Here is an 18,275-nt window from a genome sequence, read left to right as displayed (position 1 = left end):
GGGATCGTTTACGGCGGGTCGTCGCAATTTTTCGTATTGGGTATGGGTTGGGTGGGGTGGGGGCGAGGGTGCGGGGGCTACTCGCCTACCAGGCGGTTGGCGGCGAACATGATGTGGAAGTCCAGGCCGCGCTGGCCCACCGCCCAGTCCTCGCCGAGCAGCGTCGAGATGCGCTCGAGCCGCTGCCGCACCGTGTTCTCGTGCAGGTGCAGGCTCCGCGCCGTGCGCGCCACCGAATGCCCAGAGTCGAGGTAGGCGGCGGCGGTCTCCGCGAGCGCCGTGCCGTGCTCGCGGTCGTAGTCGACGACCGACCCGATGAACTCGAAGATCGCGCGCCGCGTGGGCTCGATCGTCACCTTCGACAGGAACGCCCCGATCGCGCCGTAGGAGACGAGCGACACGAGCGTGCGCGGATGCCCCGAGCGCCGCGCCGCCTCGAGCACGCGGTTCACGAGCGCGTACTCCTCCGGCACCACCTCGAAGGAGTGCAGCGACGGCGAGTGCCCCACGAGCAGGCCGCCCCAGCGCCTCGCGCCCCGCGAGTCGAGGGCGTCCTGGATGCGCTCGAACGCCGCCTCGGGCACGATCGCCACCACCTGCTCGCCGATCTCGGCGTACAGCAGCGAGAGGCCGAAGTCGAGCTCGAGACGGTGCTGGAGGTCGCGGAGGGAGGCGCCGGAGCCGTCGCCGATGAGGATGCGGAAGGGCCGCCCCGGCTCGATGCCGAGCTCGGAGAGCTGCGCGAGCGCGCCGACGCCGAGGCCGCTCGGCGCGGGGGCGAGCACCTGCTCGACGAGCTCCCGACGGCGACGCGCGATGTCGCCGCGCTCCCGGTGCTGCGCGCTGAGGAAGGTGCCGAGCACGAGGGCGCAGCGCCGCAGCACCACCTCGTCGCTCTGCGAGAGCTCGCCGTCCACCATCACGGCGCCGACGAGATCGGTGTCGCGCGTCGCGGCCATCACCGCGTAGGGCGTGCCGTCCTCGCGCACGCTCGGCATCGGCGAATCCGTGCGGGCGGACAGCACGAACAGGGGCCGCTCCGCATCCCCGACCTCCGCCGCGGCGCTGCGCAGGTCGAAGCGCACGGTGAGGTCGACCAGCTGCACCGGCCGCCCGATGGCCCGGGTCATCCCGTCCCGCAGCTCCGCGAGCCCGCCGCCGCCCGCGATCGCGTCCATGAGCGCCTCGTCCGCGCCCGTGAGCCGCCGCTCGGTCTCGAGCCTGCGCTCGGACTCGGCGCTGCGGGTGCGCAGCGACTGCACCGTCATCATGAGCTCGTCGAGCCGGTTCATGTTGTCGAGCGACACGGCCGCGAGATTGGCGAGGGTCTGCGCGATGAACACCTGCTCGGGCGTGAACCGGTGCTCGTGCCGGTTCGCGACCATGAGGCCGCCGATGACGCGGCCGCCCGAGCGCATCGGCGCGCCGAGGATGGCCTGCACCCCCTCGGCGCGCACGATGCGGTCCACCTCCTCGTCGTGCACGATCGTCTCGTCCCCGTGGTAGCGGTTCGTCTGCACCGGCCCGCCGGCCTGCGCGACGCGGCCGAGCACGCCCGAGCCCAGCGGCATCCGCAGCGTGCGGTACTCCTCGGTCCAGACGCCGTCGGTCTCGACGATGCTCGTGAACCCGGAGCCGTCGGTGCCGTTGAGGCTGAGGTAGGCCATGTCGACGTCGAGCAGGGTGCGCGTGCGCGAGACGAGCTGCTGCAGCGCCGCGGCGTTGTCGCGGATGGAGGTGATCGCCACCGCGAACTCGGAGATGGATGCGGTGAGGCGCTGCTGCCGCCGCGACCACGCGACGAGGGCTTCGTGGTCTCCCGCGGGGATGTCCGGCTCGATCATGCGCATAACTCTATGCGACCGGATCAGATATGGATGTTTCCACATGGATGCGGTGCGGGGCGCTCGGCATGCTCGAAGCACAGCAACCGGCGCGCATCCCGCGCCGGGCCGCCCCATCACCGGTCGAGGAAGATCACATGAGCACACCGCAGACCCCCCGGACGATTCGCGGCGCCGTCCTCAACGAGCTCGGCGCCGAGGCCCCCTACGCCCAGAGCCGCCCGATCAGCATCGACACGCTCACGCTCGACGACCCGCGCGAGCACGAGCTGCTCGTGCGCATCGAGGCCGCCAGCATCTGCCACTCCGACCTCTCGGTCGTCAACGGCTCCCGGCCCCGCCCCGTCCCGATGCTGCTCGGCCACGAGGCCGCCGGCATCGTGGAGCAGGTGGGCGAGGGCGTGCGGGATCTCGAGCCCGGGCAGCGGGTCGTGCTCACCTTCCTCCCCCGCTGCGGCGAATGCGCCGAGTGCGGCACCGACGGCCGGCTCCCCTGCTCGCGCGGCTCGCAGAGCAACGAGGCCGGCACGCTGCTCGACGGCAGCCTGCACCTGCGCCGAGGCGAGGAGCCCGTCAAGCACCACCTCGGCTGCTCGGGCTTCGCCGAGTACGCCGTCGTCGACCGCCGCTCGGTCGTGCCCGTCGGGGACGACGTGCCGCCCGAGATCGCCGCCGTGCTCGGCTGCGCGGTGCTCACCGGCGGCGGCGCCGTGCTCAACGCCGCCAAGCTCGAGCCGAGGCACACGATCGCCGTGGTCGGCCTCGGCGGCGTCGGCATGGCCGCGCTCCTCACCGCCCTCGGCATCGGGCCCCGCCAGGTCATCGCCGTCGACGCGAACGAGGCCAAGCTCGACCTCGCCCGCGAGTGGGGCGCGCACGCCGCCTACACGCCGGCGGATGCGGTGGACCAGGGCGTCACCGCCGACATCGTCATCGAGGCCGTCGGACATCCCCGCGCCTTCGAGACCGCCTACCGCATGATCGGCTTCGGCGGCACGCTCGTCACCGTGGGGCTCCCCGCCCCCGGCGCCATGAGCGAGATCGAGCCGCTCAGGCTCACCGCGCGCGCGGAGGTCGTCATCGGCTCCTACCTGGGCTCCGCGGTCCCGAGCCGCGACATCCCCCGATTCGAGCAGCTCTGGCGCGAAGGGCACCTTCCCCTCGAGCGGCTCATCAGCGACACCATCGACCTCGAGGACATCAACGAGGGAATGGATGCGCTCGCCGCCGGCACCGTCCTGCGGCAGATCATCCGGATGCCCGGCGCAGACGAGGCGCTGCCGCAGCCGGCCAGACAGCTCTCCACTACTCTCTAAGGATCACACTCATGACTACTCCCAAGCACTACCGCGTGGCCATCCTCGGCTCCGGATTCGGCGGGCTCGGCATGGCGGCCCAGCTCGTCCGCGCCGGCGAGACCGACTTCGCCGTGTTCGAGAAGGCCGACTCGGTCGGCGGCGTCTGGCGCGACAACACGTACCCGGGCGCCGCCTGCGACACCCAGGCGCACGTGTACTGCTACACCTTCTTCCCGCACCTGCGCGTCTCGAAGATGTTCGCGGGGCAGGACGAGATGCTCGGCTACCAGCAGCAGCTCCGCGACGCGTTCGGCCTCGAGCGGCACATGCACTACGGCGCCGAGATCGTCGAGGCCCGCTGGGTCGAGGAGGAGGCGCACTGGTTCCTGCGGCTCCGGAACGGCGAGGAGTACACGGCCGACTTCTTCATCCCCGCCTGGGGCCAGCTCAACTCGCCGAAGGTCCCCGAGTGGGAGGGCCGCGAGCGCTTCCGGGGCATCCAGTTCCACTCCGCCGAATGGCGCCACGACGTCGATCTCAAGGGCAAGAAGGTCATCTCGATCGGATCCGCCGCCTCGGCCGTGCAGTACGTGCCGTTCGTGGCCGAGGACGCCGAGCGCCTCGAGGTCTTCCAGCGCTCGGCGAACTACATCCTGCCGCGCGAGCAGATCGAGTTCACGGAGGAGCAGCTCGACACGTTCGAGCAGCATCCCGAGACCTTCGAGGCCTCGCGCCGAGCCATCCACGAGCTCCGCGAGGCGGGCTTCGAGCGCACCCGCTCGAACACCTCCGGCCAGGCCGAGGGCGCCCAGGAGGCCATCGACTACCTCCACTCGGTGATCGAGGACCCGGAGCTGCGCGCGAAGCTCACCCCCGCCTACGAGTTCGGCTGCAAGCGCATCCTCCGCACCTCCGCCTACTACCCGACCTTCCTGCGCGAGAACGTGTCGCTCGTGACCGACGGCATCTCGCACTTCACCGAGCGCGGCATCGTCACGGCGGACGGCGTGGAGCACGAGGCCGACGTGATCATCTACGGCACCGGCTTCCACTCGCAGAACTTCCAGGGCGATCTGCGCATCGTCGGCCGCGAGGGCGTCACGCTCGCCGAGCGCTGGGGCGAGGAGGACGCGGAGGCGTACGTGGGGCTGTCGGTCGACGGCTTCCCGAACATGTTCCTCATGTACGGCCCCAACACGAACCTCAACCACAACTCGGTCGTGACGATGCTCGAGATCCAGCAGGCCTACGTGATCGACGCGCTCCGCAAGACCGCCGGCATCGAGGGCGCGTCCGTGGAGGTGCGCCGCGACCGGCTCGACGCCTTCAACGAGGCGCTGCAGGACGAGATGCGCGGCTCCGCCTACTCGAGCGACTGCTCGAGCTGGTACAAGAACTCGAAGGGCAAGGTCGTCAACAACTGGTCGGGCACGGTCGAGGAGTACCGCGACCTGGCCGGCTCATTCGAGTTCGAGGACTACGTGGTCCGCTCCACCGCGGCGGTGCCCGCATGATTCCGCTCGAGCGGGTCGCCGAGGATCAGCGGCCGCTGATCGCGGCGTTCCGCGAGGCGGGGTGCAAGTCCTTCCAGGACGCGGCCACGATGGCCGAGGCGCGGCGGAACTACGAGGTCTCGAGCGCGGCCAACGGGCTGGCGCCGGATGCGGTGGCCTCGGTCGAGGACGTGCGCGTCGGCGACTTCGCGGTGCGGGTCTACGACGACCGCGCGGAGCGCTCGGCGGCGGATGCGGTGATCGTGTTCGTGCACGGCGGCGGCTGGGTCATGGGCTCGCTCTCGACCCACGACCCGGTCTGCCGCCGGCTGGCGACCCGCACCGGGCTGCCCGTGGTCGCGGTCGACTACCGGCTCGGGCCCGAGCACCGCTTCCCCGCGGCGCACCTCGACGGCCGCGCGGCGGTCGAGTGGGTGCGCGATGCGGCGGAGTCGCGGGGCTGGGATGCATCGCGCATCGTCGTGGTCGGCGACAGCGCGGGCGGCGGCATCGCCACGGCCCTCGCCGCCGAGCCGTCGATGCAGGTGCCCGGCACGTCGGTGGTCGCGCAGGTGCTGCTCTACCCGGTGGTCGACCTCTCCGCCGAGTCGCCCGGATACTCGCGCATCGCCGAGGGCTTCCCGCTCACGGCGGATTCGATGCGGTGGTTCGCCGAGCATTTCCTCGCCTCGCCCGATGATGCGCGCGATCCCCGGGTCTCGCCGCTGCTGCGTGTCCGCGCCGAGGCCGAGGCCGCCCGGGACGGAGCCGCAGACGGCGCCCTCGTCGGCGCCGCCGATGCCCGGGCGACCGCTCCCGGCGGTGCGGGACACTCCGACGCCGAAGGGGCCGTGCCCGACCGGGACGGGATCGCCGATGCCCACACGACGACGCTCGGCCGTGCGGGAGCCCCCGACACCGAAGGGGGCGGAATCACCGGCCCTGCCGTGGCTGCCGCCGGCGCGCAGCCGCCCGCGTGGATCCTCGCGCTGGGCCTGGATCCGCTCGGCGATGAGGCGGTGGAGTACGCCCGGCACCTCGCGACGCTCGGCACGCATGTGGAGCTGATCCACCTGCCGCATCACGCGCACGGGCTGTTCACCTCGGCGGGCCGCATCCGCACCGGCGAGCAGCAGCTCGAGCAGGCGGCGGCCTTCATCCTCCGCCACCGCTAACCGCCTCTCCCTCTTTCCCCTCCCCCTTCCGCCCCCTCCCCCGGGGAAATCTTGGCCACGAATGGTCGGTCTGCACCTCGCAGACCAACCATTCGTGGCCAAAATCCGTCCCGGCTCCCGGACATCCTCCACTCCCTCCGAATCTTGGCCACAAACGGTGAGCTCACGCACCCCAAACCAACGTTTCACCGCCAAAATCCGCCCCGGCGCCCGGGCCTCCCCGCCCCCACCGAATCTTGGCCACGAACGGTTGGTTCGGGCACGTCGAACCGACCATTCGTAGCCAAGATTCGGAGAGGGAGGGGAGGGAGAGAGGGAGAGGAGGGGGTTACTCGCCGGAGAGGTCGATGGGGCCGGTCTTGGGCGGGGGCTGGATGTAGCGGGGGATGTTGCGCCAGAAGAGCGCGCCGCCCGCCAGGCCGATCACGCCGAACGCGGCGGCGGTGACCGGCAGCCCGGCCAGCGCGACCAGCCCGGAGACGACGAAGGGCACCGTCGCGCCCGACGCATCCACGATCGTGCGCCAGGCGCCGAGGAACGGCGCCGGATCCTGCGGGTCGGCGAGATCCGCGCCGAGGGTCATCACGATGCCGGAGCCGATGCCGTTCGCGAGCGCCAGCCAGCACGTCATCACCACGAACCAGGCCTCGTTGCCGGGCACGTCGTGCACGAACGCGAGCCCGAGGAATCCGAGCCCGAGCCCCATGAGCGCGGGGACCCCGCACGCGGCCCGACCCCACCTGTCCATGATCCAGCCGCTCGTGAAGAACAGCGCGAAGTCGATCGCGCCGCCGATGCCCACGACCACGGCGACGCTCGCGACATCCATGCCGATGGAGTAGCCCCACAGCGGCAGCAGCACCTGCCTGGCCGAGCGCAGCGCCATCATCGAGCCGGCGCCGAGGCCGAGCCGCAGCAGCACGTCCCGTCGCGCCACCACGACCTGCCACAGCGTCTGCCGCGGCGCGGGCTCCTTGTCGGCCTTCATGTTCGGCTTCGCGTAGCGCTCGATGTCGGGCATGATCAGCAGCGCGACGACCACGAGCAGCGAGCAGGCGATGAACGCGAGGAAGTTGTTCTGCGGGTCGCCGGTCATCGAGATGAGCCAGGCGGCGAGGAACGGGCCGACGAACATGCCCGAGCGGAACACGCCGCCCAGCGAGGACATCGCGCGGGCCCGGTACCGCAGCGGCACGTACGTGGAGAGGAACGACTGCCGCGCGAGGGCAAAGGTCGCCGTCATGAGCCCCTGCAGCGCGATGCCCGCGAGCAGCATCCACGTCGACGTGGCGAAGAACGAGATGGAGGCGCCGAGCACGGTCGCGAGCGAGGCGATGATCATGGCGCGGCGTTCCCCCACCTTGCGCACGACGGCCGCGGCGGGGATGTTGCCGAGCGCCTGGCCGATGATGAGCGAGCCGGCGATGAAGCCCGCGAAGGCCACATCCGCGCCGAGCGAGGCGGCGACGGTGGGGATGATGGGCACGATCGCGCCCTGCCCGATCGAGTAGATGAACGTCGGGAGGAACGCGACGAACAGCACCTGCCACAGCGGCGCCTGGTCGCCAGCACTCCGAGCACTCATGCGCTCCACCTTAGTTCCGGTCGGATGCGCGGCGGACGCGGCCGGCGGCATGCGAGCCTGCGCGGGCTCCGCAGCCGCCCGTGATTCCATGGAGGGGCAGCGCAGGAAGGAGGCCGCATGCCCGAGGACGCGTCTTCCCGCGCCGGAACCGACACGGCTCCCGGCGCCGGGCTGTTCACCATCGGCCATTCGAACCACTCGATCGAGGAGTTCATCGGCCTGCTCCGCGAGCACTCGATCCGCTCGGTCGTCGACGTCCGCAAGCTCGCCGGCTCGAACCGGTATCCGCAGTTCAACGCGGATGCCCTGGCCGAGTCGCTCGACCGCGAGGGCATCCGGCTCCGCCGGCTCGAGGCGCTCACGGGTCGGCGCCCGGTCAGCCGCACCGTGCCCTTCGAGGTCAACGGCTGGTGGCAGAACCGCAGCTTCCACAACTACGCGGATCACGCGCTTTCCGACGCGTTCCACGAGGACCTCAAGGTGCTGCTCGGCTGGGGCGCGGCGGAGCGCTGCGCGGTGATGTGCTCGGAGGCGGTGTGGTGGCGCTGCCACCGGCGGCTCATCGCCGACCACCTGCTCGCGCACGGCCGCGCGGTCGTCCATGTGCTCGGGCAGCATCAGGCGAACCCGGCCGAGCTGAGCGCCGGCGCCGTGATCGGCGCGGACGCGCGGGTCGCCTATCCCGCCGAGCCGGCCTCCTGAGCCCGGCCATCCGCATCCGCTCAACCTGCCCGCGTATGGTCGCGGCAAGATCGACCGCGGAAGGCGGCGCTGCGCCTCCCGCCGAGGAAGAGGAGGACCGTCATGCCCCGCCATCACGCCCACGACGATTCCGAGCAGCTCGAGCTCAACCCGCTCTTCGCGCGGCCCGGCGAGGCCACCGAGCTGCCCCGAACGCGGCTGCCCGACGGCGAGTCGCTGCCCGAGACCGCCTATCAGCTCGTGCACGACGAGGCGATGCTGGACGGCAACGCGCGGCTCAACCTCGCGACCTTCGTCGGCACGTGGATGGAGGACCACGCCAACCGCCTCTACGCGGAGTCGGCCGACAAGAACATGATCGACAAGGACGAGTATCCGGCCACCGCGGAGATCGAGTCGCGCTGCTGGCGGATGCTCGCGGACCTGTGGCACGCGCCCGACGGGGATCGCGCCCTCGGCACCTCCACCGTCGGCTCCTCGGAGGCCTGCATGCTCGGCGGCCTCGCGCTCAAGCGCCGCTGGCAGCACCGGCGCCGGCTCCGGGGCGAGTCGACGGAGCGGCCGAACCTCGTGCTTTCCTCCGCGGTGCAGGTGTGCTGGGAGAAGTTCTGCAACTACTTCGACGTCGAGCCCCGCTACGTGCCGATCACGCCCGAGCATCGGGTGCTCGACGGCCACGACCTCGACCGGTACGTGGACGAGAACACCATCGGCGTGGTCGCGATCCTCGGCGTCACCTACACGGGCATGTACGAGCCGGTGAAGCGGATCGCGGAGGCGCTCGATGAGATCGAGCGGCGGCGCGGGCTCGATATCGAGATCCACGTGGACGCGGCCTCGGGCGGCATGATCGCGCCCTTCCTGCAGCCTGAGCTGGAGTGGGACTTCCGGGTCCGGCGGGTGGCCTCGATCAACGTCTCGGCGCACAAGTACGGCCTCGTCTATCCGGGCCTCGGCTGGGTGGTGTGGCGCAGCAGGGAGGCGCTGCCGGAGGATCTCGTGTTCCACGTGAGCTACCTCGGCGGCAGCATGCCGACGTTCGCGCTGAACTTCTCGCGGCCCGGCGCGCAGGTGCTGCTGCAGTACTACCTGTTCCTGCGCCTCGGATTCGACGGGTTCCGCCGCGTGCAGCAGGCCACGATCGACGTGGCCCGGTACCTCGCCGCCGAGATCGGCGCGCTCCCGCAGTTCGAGCTGTGGAACGCCGCGGAGGATCTGCCGGTGTTCGCGTGGCGGCTGTCCGAGTCGGAGGATCGGGGCTGGACGCTCTACGACCTCTCCGACCGGCTGCGGATGCGCGGCTGGCTCATCCCCGCCTATCCGCTGCCGGCCGACCTCGCCGACATCACGGTGCAGCGGATCGTGGTGCGCAACGGGCTCAGCCGCGACCTCGCGCGGACGCTGGTCGCGGATATCAAGGCCGAGACGGACTACCTCGAGCGCCGGGAGCGGGGCGCCGCGCCGGACGAGGGCGACGGCGGATTCCACCACTAGCCGCCACATGCGGAACGGCCCCGGGGAGCAGTGCTCCCCGGGGCCGTTCCGGCGTTCGACCGGCTAGTTGTCGCGATCGGTGGTCGCGGCCGAGCCCTCGGCGATGCCGGCGGCGCCGGCATCCGCGTTGGTCTCCACGACGCCCTCCGAGTTCACGAAGCCCGAGCCGGCGCCGACGCGCTGGCGCTCCTTGCGCTGCACGTCGAAGTCGAACTTCGCGTCCTCGTAGTCGACCTTCACGTGGTCGCCGCCGCGGAGCTCGCCGCGGAGGATGAGCTCCGACAGCTGGTCCTCGACCTCGTGCTGCATCGCGCGGCGCAGCGGGCGCGCGCCCAGCGACGGGTCGTATCCGACTTTGATGAGCTGCTCCTTCGCGCCCGTCGTCAGCTCGACGGTCATGTCCTGGTCGAGCATGCGCTCGGCGAGGCGCTTGGTGAACAGGTCGACGATCTCGAGCAGTTCCTTCGGCGAGAGCTGCGGGAACACGATCGTGTCGTCGACGCGGTTGAGGAACTCGGGCTTGAAGTGCTTCTTGAGCTCTTCGTTGACCTTCGCCTTCATCCGCTCGTACGAGGTCTCGCTGTCGCCCTCGACCTGGAAGCCGACGGGGCCGCCGGTGATGTCCTTCGTGCCGAGGTTCGTGGTCATGATGATCACGGTGTTCTTGAAGTCGACCACGCGGCCCTGACCATCGGTCAGGCGGCCTTCCTCGAGAATCTGCAGCAGCGAGTTGAAGATGTCCGGGTGGGCCTTCTCGATCTCGTCGAAGAGCACGACCGAGAACGGCTTGCGGCGCACCTTCTCGGTGAGCTGGCCGCCGTCCTCGAAGCCGACGAACCCTGGAGGGGCGCCGAAGAGCCGCGAGACGGTGTGCTTCTCGCCGAACTCCGACATGTCGAGGGTGATGAGCGCCGACTCGTCGTCGAAGAGGAACTCCGCGAGCGCCTTGGCGAGCTCGGTCTTGCCGACGCCGGTGGGGCCCGCGAAGATGAACGAGCCCGAGGGGCGGTTCGGGTCCTTGAGCCCCGCGCGGGTGCGGCGGATGGTCTTCGACAGGGCCGAGACGGCCTCGCGCTGGCCGATGACGCGCTGGTGCAGCGCATCCTCCATGAACACGAGACGGGCGGTCTCCTCCTCGGTGAGCTTGAACACCGGGATGCCGGTGGCCTGGGCGAGCACCTCGGCGATGAGCCCGGCGTCGACCGTGCCGGTGGCCTTCACGTCGCCGGCCTTCCACTGCTTCTCGAGGCGCAGGCGCTCGCCGAGCAGCTGCTTCTCGTCGTCGCGCAGGGACGCGGCCTTCTCGAAGTCCTGGAGGTCGATCGACTCCTCCTTGTCGCTGCGGACCTTCGCGATCTTCTCGTCGAGCTCGCGCAGCTCCGGCGGAGAGGAGAGCACCGAGAGGCGCAGGCGGGCGCCGGCCTCGTCGATCAGGTCGATCGCCTTGTCGGGCAGCTGGCGGTCGGAGACGTAGCGGTCCGAGAGGTTGACGGCCGCGACGATGGCCTCGTCGGTGATCGTCACCTTGTGGAACGCCTCGTACTTGTCGCGGAGACCCTTGAGGATGTTGATCGAGTGGGCGGCCGAGGGCTCGTCCACCACGATCGGCTGGAAGCGACGCTCGAGGGCCGCGTCCTTCTCGAAGTGCTTCTTGTACTCGTCGAGCGTCGTGGCGCCGATGGTCTGCATCTCGCCGCGGGCCAGCATGGGCTTGAGGATGTTCGCCGCGTCGATCGCGCCCTCGGCCGAGCCCGCGCCCACGAGGGTGTGGATCTCGTCGATGAACACGATGATGTCGCCGCGGGTCTTGATCTCCTTGGTGACCTTCTTGAGGCGCTCCTCGAAGTCGCCGCGGTAGCGCGAGCCGGCGATGAGCGATCCGAGGTCGAGGCCGTAGACCTGCTTGTCCTTGAGCGTCTCGGGCACCTCGCCCGCGACGATCGCCTGCGCGAGGCCCTCGACGACGGCGGTCTTGCCGACCCCGGGCTCGCCGATCAGCACGGGGTTGTTCTTGGTGCGGCGCGACAGGATCTGCATGACGCGCTCGATCTCCTTCTCGCGCCCGATGACCGGGTCGAGCTTGGAGTCGCGCGCGAGCTGCGTGAAGTTCTCGCCGAACTGGTCGAGCACGGCCGAGCCGGTCTGCTGCGAGGAGGACTGGTTCTCCGCGCCCGCGGCGACGGGCTCCTTGCCCTGGAAGCCGGCGAGCAGCTGGATGACCTGCTGGCGCACCGAGTTGAGGTCGGCGCCGAGCTTGACGAGCACCTGCGCCGCGACTCCCTCGCCCTCGCGGATGAGGCCGAGCAGGATGTGCTCGGTGCCGATGTAGTTGTGGCCGAGCTGCAGCGCCTCGCGGAGCGAGAGCTCGAGCACCTTCTTGGCGCGGGGCGTGAACGGGATGTGCCCGTTCGGCTTCTGCTGCCCCTTGCCGATGATGTCCTGGACCTGGTCGCGGACCGCCTCGAGCGAGATCCCCAGCGACTCAAGCGCCTTCGCCGCAACGCCATCGCCCTCGTGGATGAGGCCGAGCAGCAGGTGCTCGGTGCCGATGTAGTTGTGGTTGAGCAGCTTTGCCTCTTCCTGGGCGAGGACGATCACGCGACGTGCGCGGTCGGTAAAGCGTTCAAACATTGCGGATGACTCCTTCGGGCTGGTTTCCGGCGCCAGTGCTGCACCGGTGGCCAGGTTGAATTCGAGCGTACTTCGGGGCGCCTCGATTTCGCGCCCCTGTTCGCCCTCGGCGTGCGTCCGGGCGCAGCCGCCCTACAGCACGCGGATCCGAGCGCTACGGCCGCGAGTCCTCCGGGTGGGAATCGCCCTCGTGCGCCGAATCCTCGCCGGTCGTGCCCGGCGCGGTCGTGTCGTCCGTGTCCTCATCGCCGTCCGCGTCCTCGCCGCCCTCGGCGCTCGGCGCGGCCTGGCCGCCGTCCGCCCCCGCATCGCCGTCGGTGTCGCCGGCCTCGGGAGTCCCCTCATCGGGCGTCGGCGCGGCGTCGCAGCCGGGGTTCGCGTCCTTCCGCTCGGCGGCTCGGTTCTCGTGCCAGACCCGGTCGAGCTCGCCCGCGAGCACGGGCCAGTCGGGGTCGCCCGTGAACTGGCAGCCGTGCACCGAGAACTCGAGCTGGAAGTTGCCGCCGTCCGAGAGCGGGTTGGCGAGCACCTCCACGCCGTAGTCGAGCGAGCCCGCGCTCTCGAGCATCGCGATGAGGGTGTTGAGCTGCTGCCAGGCCTGGGTCCGGGCGAAGGCCTCCTCCGCCGCGGCGCTGTCGACGCCGTCCATCGAGCCGTCGAAGACGGCGATGCGGATCTGCAGCGGCGTATCGTGCCCGCGGTCGCGCACCACCTCGATGTTCGCCATCCCGGCGACCTCGGCGAAGTGGTTGCCCGCGGTCACCGCATAGGAGAGCTCGGTCGAGGAGGGGAAGTTCGGTGAGGCGTACTGGCCCTTCGTGTTCGGGGCGAGGTTGAGGAAGTCCCACTGCCCGCCGGTCGCGCCGGGGTCGCGGACGGAGGCGAGGCCGCTGAGGATGTCGGTCTGCGCGGCGGTGCTCTCGTCGTGGGGGAGCTCGACGAGCACGTACCGGGGCGGCTGCTGCTGCACCGGCTCGGCGGGCTCATCGGCGTGGAGGCCGGAGGCGGGCACATCGACGTTGCCGGTGTAGGTGCGGACCTTCACCGCTTCGGCGCCGAACTGCTGCAGGGCCATCCAATAGCCGAGCTGCTCGCCGACGATCTCGGGGTCGACGCCGTTGAAGTAGGAGAACGTGGAGCTCTCGTGGCGGACGAGCGGCTCGGACGCCTGGTAGCCGCGGTCGTTCGCGGTGGACACGAATCCGGAGACGGCCGCGCCGATCTCCTCGAGCGGCCCCGTCTCCACGGTGCCGTCGAGCATCACCGAGAGGCTCGCGGCCGAGGTCCGCTCGTTGGCGTACAGCTCGACGTGCTCGACGCCCTCGAGCGACTCGATCCGGTCGACCACGTCGTCGAACTCTGCGGAGCCGTCCACCGCCTGCGGGGATGCGCTCGTGCAGCCGCTCGTAGTGGCTGCGAGGAAGACCGCCGCGGCGATCGTGATCATGGCTCGACGCACGTTCCTCCCCTCGATGCACGGCCTGAAACCGGGGATGAAGCAAGCGTCATCCCCTGCTGGACCACCTCAGGGTAGGAGGCGAATCCCCACGATTACTGATGTTTTCCCGAGGGCTCTCAGGGTGCGGGGGTACGGCTACGGGGTCGCGGCGGGCGGCTCCGCGCCGGCCGCCTCGGCCTGCTGCTCGCGCTCGAAGCGGGCGCGCTCCTCCTGCTCGATGCTCGCCCGTTCGCGGCGCACCTTGCGGTCGGCGTTGATGGCGGCGTACAGGATCAGGCCGAAGAGGATGCCGATGATGATGGTCGGGGTCACCGACCACAGCGCGTTGAGCCACCATTCTTGCGTCATATCCCGGCCAGTCTAGTCCCAGAAGGGCCCGACCTCTACGGTTGGCGTCGCCGTCGCAGCCTTCGCGGCGTCGGCAGCCTTCGAGCGTGCCTCGCCCCGTCACGGCCTCCGGAGCGTCAACGTCGCAGCCTCCAGGCGAGCGTCGCCATTGCAATGTCCAGGCAGGCGCCACCGTCGCAGCCTCCACCACGCAGGCGCCGCCCCGTCACGGCCTCCGGGGCCTCAGCATCGCAGACTCCACCACGCAGCCTCCACGCAGGTGTCGCCGTCGCGACCTCCGGGCGGGCATTGCCGTCACGGCGTCCAGGCAGGCGCCACCGTCGCCGCGTCCGGGCGGGCGTCGCCGCCGCAACCTCCGAGGGAGTGTCGCCGCGCCCTCAGCGAATCGGCGGCAGCGGGCCCCTCCCCGGCGCGCGGTGACGTCCTGCCCGGACGAACCGTCGGATCTGCGCGAAGCACGCCTCCCAGTCGCGCATGATCTCGCTATAGGTGAACCGCATCACGGTGCAGCCCAGCTCGTGCAGCTCGCGGTCCTTCACGCGGTCGCGCAGGAAGTCGTGCTCGGCGGAGTGGTAGCTGCGGCCGTCGATCTCGATGACGAGCCGTTCGCCGAGTAGCAGGTCCACCGGCCAGCGGCCGATCCGAGCCTGGATGCGCATCGGCACCCGCAGTGCCCGCAACCGCACTCTCGCGATCGACTCGGCCCCGGATTCCGCACCTTGCTCGAGCAGTCCCGCGGCACGGCGGAGGCGCGCGTTGCCGTGGCCCGCCGCCGCGAGGATGTCCTCCTGCGCGACGCCGCGGCGCATCGCCGACTCGAGCACCGCGACGAGCTCGTCGACCTCGCAGCAGTGCGCAGCGGTGAGGATCGTGTGCCAGAGGGAGTCGACCGGCGGGTGGCGCAGGGCGCTGCACCGCCCCCTCCCCCGACTTGACACGGCGCCCGGTATGCGGCGCGGGAGCACATGCAGTTCGGTTCTGGGGGCGATGCTACGAGCGACCGGATCGCTGATGATGCGCTGCGCGACTTCACGGGTCACTCGAACGTGATGAGCACCTGACCGTTCTGGAACCCAGAGGCCATGGTCCGCGAGCGCGCTCACACAGGTGACGAGACCGTTGAGCGCACGAGCCCGCCCGTATTTATCGAGCGGATCGGGAACCGCATACCGTCCTCGTGCGATGCGCCGAAGCGTTCCGCCCGAGAGCAGCAGTCCCGTGCCATGACGCGTCACGCCGATCGACCGCAGCTCCGCAGCGGTGACCACTCCATGCCTTTGCTCGAGCAGTGCCTGCAGATCCATGCGCCGATAGTGGCTGCACCGGCCGCAGGAAGACGGTGGCAACTGCACAACAGGTGGATATTCGGCCGTCCACAACCTCAGGGCTAGCCGGACCACCCGAATCTGCAGTAAGACGTCCGCTGCAGGCACAAGTCCGTCTCTGCGAAGACGTACCTCCGTCAGGAACGTCTTAGTGCAGGTCCCGGCTTAAATCGACGGAAAGGCGCACGGCAAGCGGCACAGCTATGCGGGGCTGCCCGGTTCTCGCACACATGAGCGGAGTGACCTCCCTGCCACAGGCGTCAACTGGTTCTTAGCGAGGTGCTCTGCGATAAGACGTTTGTGCTGCAGCCACCCCGTCAGAAACGAGAGCTTGCCTTCGTCGCAGACGTCTTACTGCAGGTCCAGCGGTAGAGGCTTCCTCGGCACCGTTCCTCGCCGGAAACGCGACGCCGCCCCGCAGGAAAGAACCCTGCGGGGCGGCGTGGTGGCGAATGCCTACTTCACGAGCGGGAAGAGCACGGTCTCGCGGATGCCGAGGCCGGTGAGGGCCATCAGCAGGCGGTCGATGCCCATGCCCATGCCGCCGGCGGGAGGCATGCCGTGCTCGAGCGCGGCGAGGAAGTCCTCGTCGAGCTGCATGGCCTCGTCGTCGCCGCGGGCGGATTCGCGGGCCTGCTCGACGAAGCGGGCGCGCTGGTCGACGGGGTCGATGAGCTCGGAGTAGCCGGTGGCCAGCTCGAAGCCGCGGACGTAGAGGTCCCACTTCTCGACGACGCCGGGCTTGCTGCGGTGGGCGGCGGTGAGCGGCGAGGTCTCGACGGGGAAGTCGATGACGAACACGGGCTTGTCGAGCCGGTCCTTGACGAAGTGCTCCCAGAGCTCTTCGACGAGCTTGCCGTGGTTGGGCAGCGAGAGCTCGACGCCCTCGCGGTCCGCGAGCGCCTGCAGCTCCTCGACCGAGGTCTCGGGGGTGACCTCGACGCCGGCGGCCTCCGAGAGCGACTCGTACATCGACATGCGCGGCCAGTCGCCGCCGAGGTCGAACTGCGTGCCGTCGGCCCAGGTCACGACGCAGCTGCCGTCGCCGGAGACGGCGCGGGCGGCGTTCTGCACGAGCTCCTGGGTGAGGTCGGCGATCGAGTTGTAGTCGCCGTAGGCCTGGTACGCCTCGAGCATCGCGAACTCGGGCGAGTGGGTCGAGTCGGCGCCTTCGTTGCGGAAGTTGCGGTTGATCTCGAAGACGCGCTCGAGCCCGCCCACGAGGGCGCGCTTGAGGTAGAGCTCGGGCGCGATGCGGAGGAAGAGCTCGGTGTCGAAGGCGTTGGAGTGCGTGGAGAAGGGACGCGCCGCGGCGCCGCCGTGGAGGGTCTGAAGCATCGGCGTCTCGACCTCGAGGAAGCCGTGCCGGGTGAAGGTGTCGCGCAGGGAGGCGTTGGTGAGCGCGCGGGTGCGCACCATGTCGCGCGCGGCGGGCCGGGTGATGAGGTCGAGGTAGCGCTGGCGCACGCGCGTCTCCTCGTTCAGCTCGGTGTGGAGGTTCGGCAGCGGGCGGATCGCCTTCGCGGCCATGCGCCATTCGGTCGCCATGATCGAGAGCTCGCCGCGGCGGGAGGTGATGACCTCGCCGGCGACGAAGATCTGGTCGCCGAGGTCGACGAACTCCTTCCACTGCGCGAGCGCCTCCTCGCCCACCTCGGCGAGCGAGATCATCGCCTGGATGCGCGCGCCCGTACCCGACTGCAGGGCGGCGAAGCACAGCTTGCCGGTGTTTCGGAGGTGCACGATGCGGCCGGCGACGCCGACGATGTCGCCGGTCTTCACGTCGGCCTCGAGCCCCTGGTGGCCGGCGACGACCTCGTCGATCGTCGTGGTGATCGGCAGGGAGATGGGGTATGCGGGCAGCCCGGCCTCGATCATGCGCTCCCGCTTGTCGAGGCGCACCTGCTTCTGCTCGGATGCTTCCTGCTCGGTAAGCGGTTCGTGCTGGTCAGGCGTGTTTGCCATGCTGTTTTCCTCGCGGGTTCGAGTGGCCGGATGCGGTGGGCCGGCGCGCGTGCGCTAGTGGCGCATCGCGACCGGCCGGTTGTCGATGAGTCGTGTGGTGCCGATTCTGGCGGCGGTGAGCGCGAGCGCTTCGCCTGCGAACGTGTCGTCGATCGGCGCGAATGTGGCGGCGTCGACGAGCTCCAAGTAGTCCATGCTAGCCAATGCCTGGGCGTCGTAGACCGCCCGGCCTGCGGCGATGGCGTCGTCCCGTCCGCGGGGCGCGGCGGCCTCGACCGCGTCGAGCGCGCGCTTGAGGGTCAGGGCGATGCCGCGCTCCTCCTCGCCGAGGTAGGCGTTGCGGCTCGAGCGGGCCAGGCCGTCGGCTTCGCGGACGATGGGATGCGCGACGATCTCGAGCGGGAAGTCGAGGTCGCGCACCATCCGGCGCACGAGCGCGAGCTGCTGGGCGTCCTTCTCGCCGAACACGGCGATGTCGGGGCGGATGATGTTGAAGAGCTTGGCGACGACGGTGAGCACGCCGTCGAAGTGGGTGGGCCGGTATTCGCCTTCGAGGATGCGCCCGGCCTCGCCCGCCGACACCGTCGTGACGTGCTCGAGGTCGGGGTACATCTCGGCGACGGCGGGCATGAACGCGGCGTGGACGCCCTCGGCCTCGAGCACCGCGAGGTCGGCCTCGGGGGTGCGCGGGTAGCGGTCGAGGTCCTCGTCGGGCGCGAACTGCAGCGGGTTGACGAAGATCGACACGATCACGATCTCGGCCCGTTCCCGCGCGAGGCGGATGAGCGCTCGGTGGCCGTCGTGCAGGGCGCCCATGGTGGGCACGAGGGCGAGACGGGCCTTGTCGGGCTCGGCTCCGGCTCGGGCGGCGAGTTCGGCGATCGCCGCGCGGGTCTCGGTCACGGTCCGGAGGATTCGAGTCACGGGGACGAGCCTACTCGGCGGTCGTCGCGAGG

Annotated in this window: 13 protein-coding genes; 5 read left to right on the top strand and 8 right to left on the bottom strand. The window is 70.3% G+C overall.

The features are described from left to right. Positions 1 to 77: 77 nt before the first annotated feature. Entirely contained in the window at positions 78 to 1,844 is a 1,767-nt protein-coding gene (locus FM112_RS06780; protein WP_176386713.1) for a helix-turn-helix domain-containing protein, read from the bottom strand. Positions 1,845 to 1,981: 137 nt separating this feature from the next. On the opposite strand from FM112_RS06780, the gene FM112_RS06775 reads away from it, so the two are divergent. Genes FM112_RS06775 through FM112_RS17405 form a run of 3 tightly spaced genes read left to right on the top strand, consistent with a single transcriptional unit; the run spans position 1,982 to position 5,810 of the window. After that, complete coding sequence (locus FM112_RS06775) at positions 1,982 to 3,160, top strand: alcohol dehydrogenase catalytic domain-containing protein (protein WP_087005457.1); 1,179 nt, start codon at positions 1,982 to 1,984, stop codon at positions 3,158 to 3,160. Positions 3,161 to 3,171: 11 nt separating this feature from the next. Further along, positions 3,172 to 4,656 carry an NAD(P)/FAD-dependent oxidoreductase gene (locus FM112_RS06770; RefSeq protein ID WP_087005455.1) on the top strand — a complete coding sequence of 495 codons (1,485 nt, stop codon included), beginning with the start codon at positions 3,172 to 3,174 and terminating at the stop codon, positions 4,654 to 4,656. Further along, entirely contained in the window at positions 4,653 to 5,810 is a 1,158-nt protein-coding gene (locus FM112_RS17405; protein WP_087005451.1) for an alpha/beta hydrolase, read from the top strand. The genes FM112_RS06770 and FM112_RS17405 overlap by 4 nt, the downstream gene beginning before the upstream one ends. 328 nt (positions 5,811 to 6,138) lie before the next feature. On the opposite strand, the gene FM112_RS06760 is transcribed toward FM112_RS17405, so the two are convergent. Continuing rightward, complete coding sequence (locus FM112_RS06760; protein ID WP_087005471.1) at positions 6,139 to 7,395, bottom strand: MFS transporter; 1,257 nt, start codon at positions 7,393 to 7,395, stop codon at positions 6,139 to 6,141. Between the two features lie 117 nt (positions 7,396 to 7,512). Here FM112_RS06760 and FM112_RS06755 point away from each other — a divergent pair, with 117 nt between their 5' ends. Further along, on the top strand, positions 7,513 to 8,097 hold the full coding sequence (locus FM112_RS06755; RefSeq protein WP_087005448.1) for a DUF488 family protein: 585 nt from the start codon (positions 7,513 to 7,515) through the stop codon (positions 8,095 to 8,097). Positions 8,098 to 8,199: 102 nt separating this feature from the next. Then, complete coding sequence (locus FM112_RS06750) at positions 8,200 to 9,591, top strand: glutamate decarboxylase (RefSeq protein WP_087005445.1); 1,392 nt, start codon at positions 8,200 to 8,202, stop codon at positions 9,589 to 9,591. A gap of 63 nt (positions 9,592 to 9,654) precedes the next feature. Here FM112_RS06750 and FM112_RS06745 read toward each other — a convergent pair whose 3' ends face one another. The 6 genes from FM112_RS06745 to panC all read right to left on the bottom strand — a co-directional run bounded on the left by FM112_RS06745 (position 9,655) and on the right by panC (position 18,243). Beyond that, entirely contained in the window at positions 9,655 to 12,222 is a 2,568-nt protein-coding gene (locus FM112_RS06745) for an ATP-dependent Clp protease ATP-binding subunit (RefSeq protein WP_087005442.1), read from the bottom strand. A 154-nt stretch (positions 12,223 to 12,376) separates the two neighbouring features. Further along, positions 12,377 to 13,669, bottom strand: a complete 1,293-nt coding sequence (locus FM112_RS17160; RefSeq protein ID WP_087005440.1) for a hypothetical protein — start codon at positions 13,667 to 13,669, stop codon at positions 12,377 to 12,379. A 147-nt stretch (positions 13,670 to 13,816) separates the two neighbouring features. Further along, a complete protein-coding gene (locus tag FM112_RS06735; protein WP_087005438.1) occupies positions 13,817 to 14,029 on the bottom strand; it encodes a hypothetical protein in 213 nt (70 codons plus the stop codon). 377 nt (positions 14,030 to 14,406) lie between these two features. After that, positions 14,407 to 15,069 carry an endonuclease domain-containing protein gene (locus FM112_RS06730; protein ID WP_176386712.1) on the bottom strand — a complete coding sequence of 221 codons (663 nt, stop codon included), beginning with the start codon at positions 15,067 to 15,069 and terminating at the stop codon, positions 14,407 to 14,409. A 741-nt stretch (positions 15,070 to 15,810) separates the two neighbouring features. After that, complete coding sequence (lysS, locus tag FM112_RS06725; protein WP_087005432.1) at positions 15,811 to 17,319, bottom strand: lysine--tRNA ligase; 1,509 nt, start codon at positions 17,317 to 17,319, stop codon at positions 15,811 to 15,813. Positions 17,320 to 17,373: 54 nt separating this feature from the next. After that, complete coding sequence (gene panC / locus FM112_RS06720; protein WP_087005429.1) at positions 17,374 to 18,243, bottom strand: pantoate--beta-alanine ligase; 870 nt, start codon at positions 18,241 to 18,243, stop codon at positions 17,374 to 17,376. Between the last annotated feature and the right edge of the window lie 32 nt (positions 18,244 to 18,275).

The sequence above is a fragment of the Gulosibacter sp. 10 genome (genome assembly GCF_900163695.1).
In the GTDB taxonomy this organism is placed as follows: Bacteria; Actinomycetota; Actinomycetes; order Actinomycetales; family Microbacteriaceae; genus Gulosibacter.
This window is presented reverse-complemented; position numbering and strand designations above follow the sequence as displayed.

Excerpts from the sequence above, each read along its gene's own strand:
- FM112_RS06755 (WP_087005448.1), top strand. The coding sequence starts at position 7,513 with ATGCCCGAGGACGCGTCTTCCCGCGCCGGAACCGACACGGCTCCCGGC.
- FM112_RS17160 (WP_087005440.1), bottom strand. The coding sequence starts at position 13,669 with ATGATCACGATCGCCGCGGCGGTCTTCCTCGCAGCCACTACGAGCGGC.
- FM112_RS06780 (WP_176386713.1), bottom strand. The coding sequence starts at position 1,844 with ATGATCGAGCCGGACATCCCCGCGGGAGACCACGAAGCCCTCGTCGCG.
- FM112_RS17405 (WP_087005451.1), top strand. The coding sequence starts at position 4,653 with ATGATTCCGCTCGAGCGGGTCGCCGAGGATCAGCGGCCGCTGATCGCG.
- FM112_RS06775 (WP_087005457.1), top strand. The coding sequence starts at position 1,982 with ATGAGCACACCGCAGACCCCCCGGACGATTCGCGGCGCCGTCCTCAAC.
- FM112_RS06770 (WP_087005455.1), top strand. The coding sequence starts at position 3,172 with ATGACTACTCCCAAGCACTACCGCGTGGCCATCCTCGGCTCCGGATTC.
- FM112_RS06735 (WP_087005438.1), bottom strand. The coding sequence starts at position 14,029 with ATGACGCAAGAATGGTGGCTCAACGCGCTGTGGTCGGTGACCCCGACC.
- FM112_RS06750 (WP_087005445.1), top strand. The coding sequence starts at position 8,200 with ATGCCCCGCCATCACGCCCACGACGATTCCGAGCAGCTCGAGCTCAAC.
- FM112_RS06760 (WP_087005471.1), bottom strand. The coding sequence starts at position 7,395 with ATGAGTGCTCGGAGTGCTGGCGACCAGGCGCCGCTGTGGCAGGTGCTG.
- FM112_RS06745 (WP_087005442.1), bottom strand. The coding sequence starts at position 12,222 with ATGTTTGAACGCTTTACCGACCGCGCACGTCGCGTGATCGTCCTCGCC.
- lysS (WP_087005432.1), bottom strand. The coding sequence starts at position 17,319 with ATGGCAAACACGCCTGACCAGCACGAACCGCTTACCGAGCAGGAAGCA.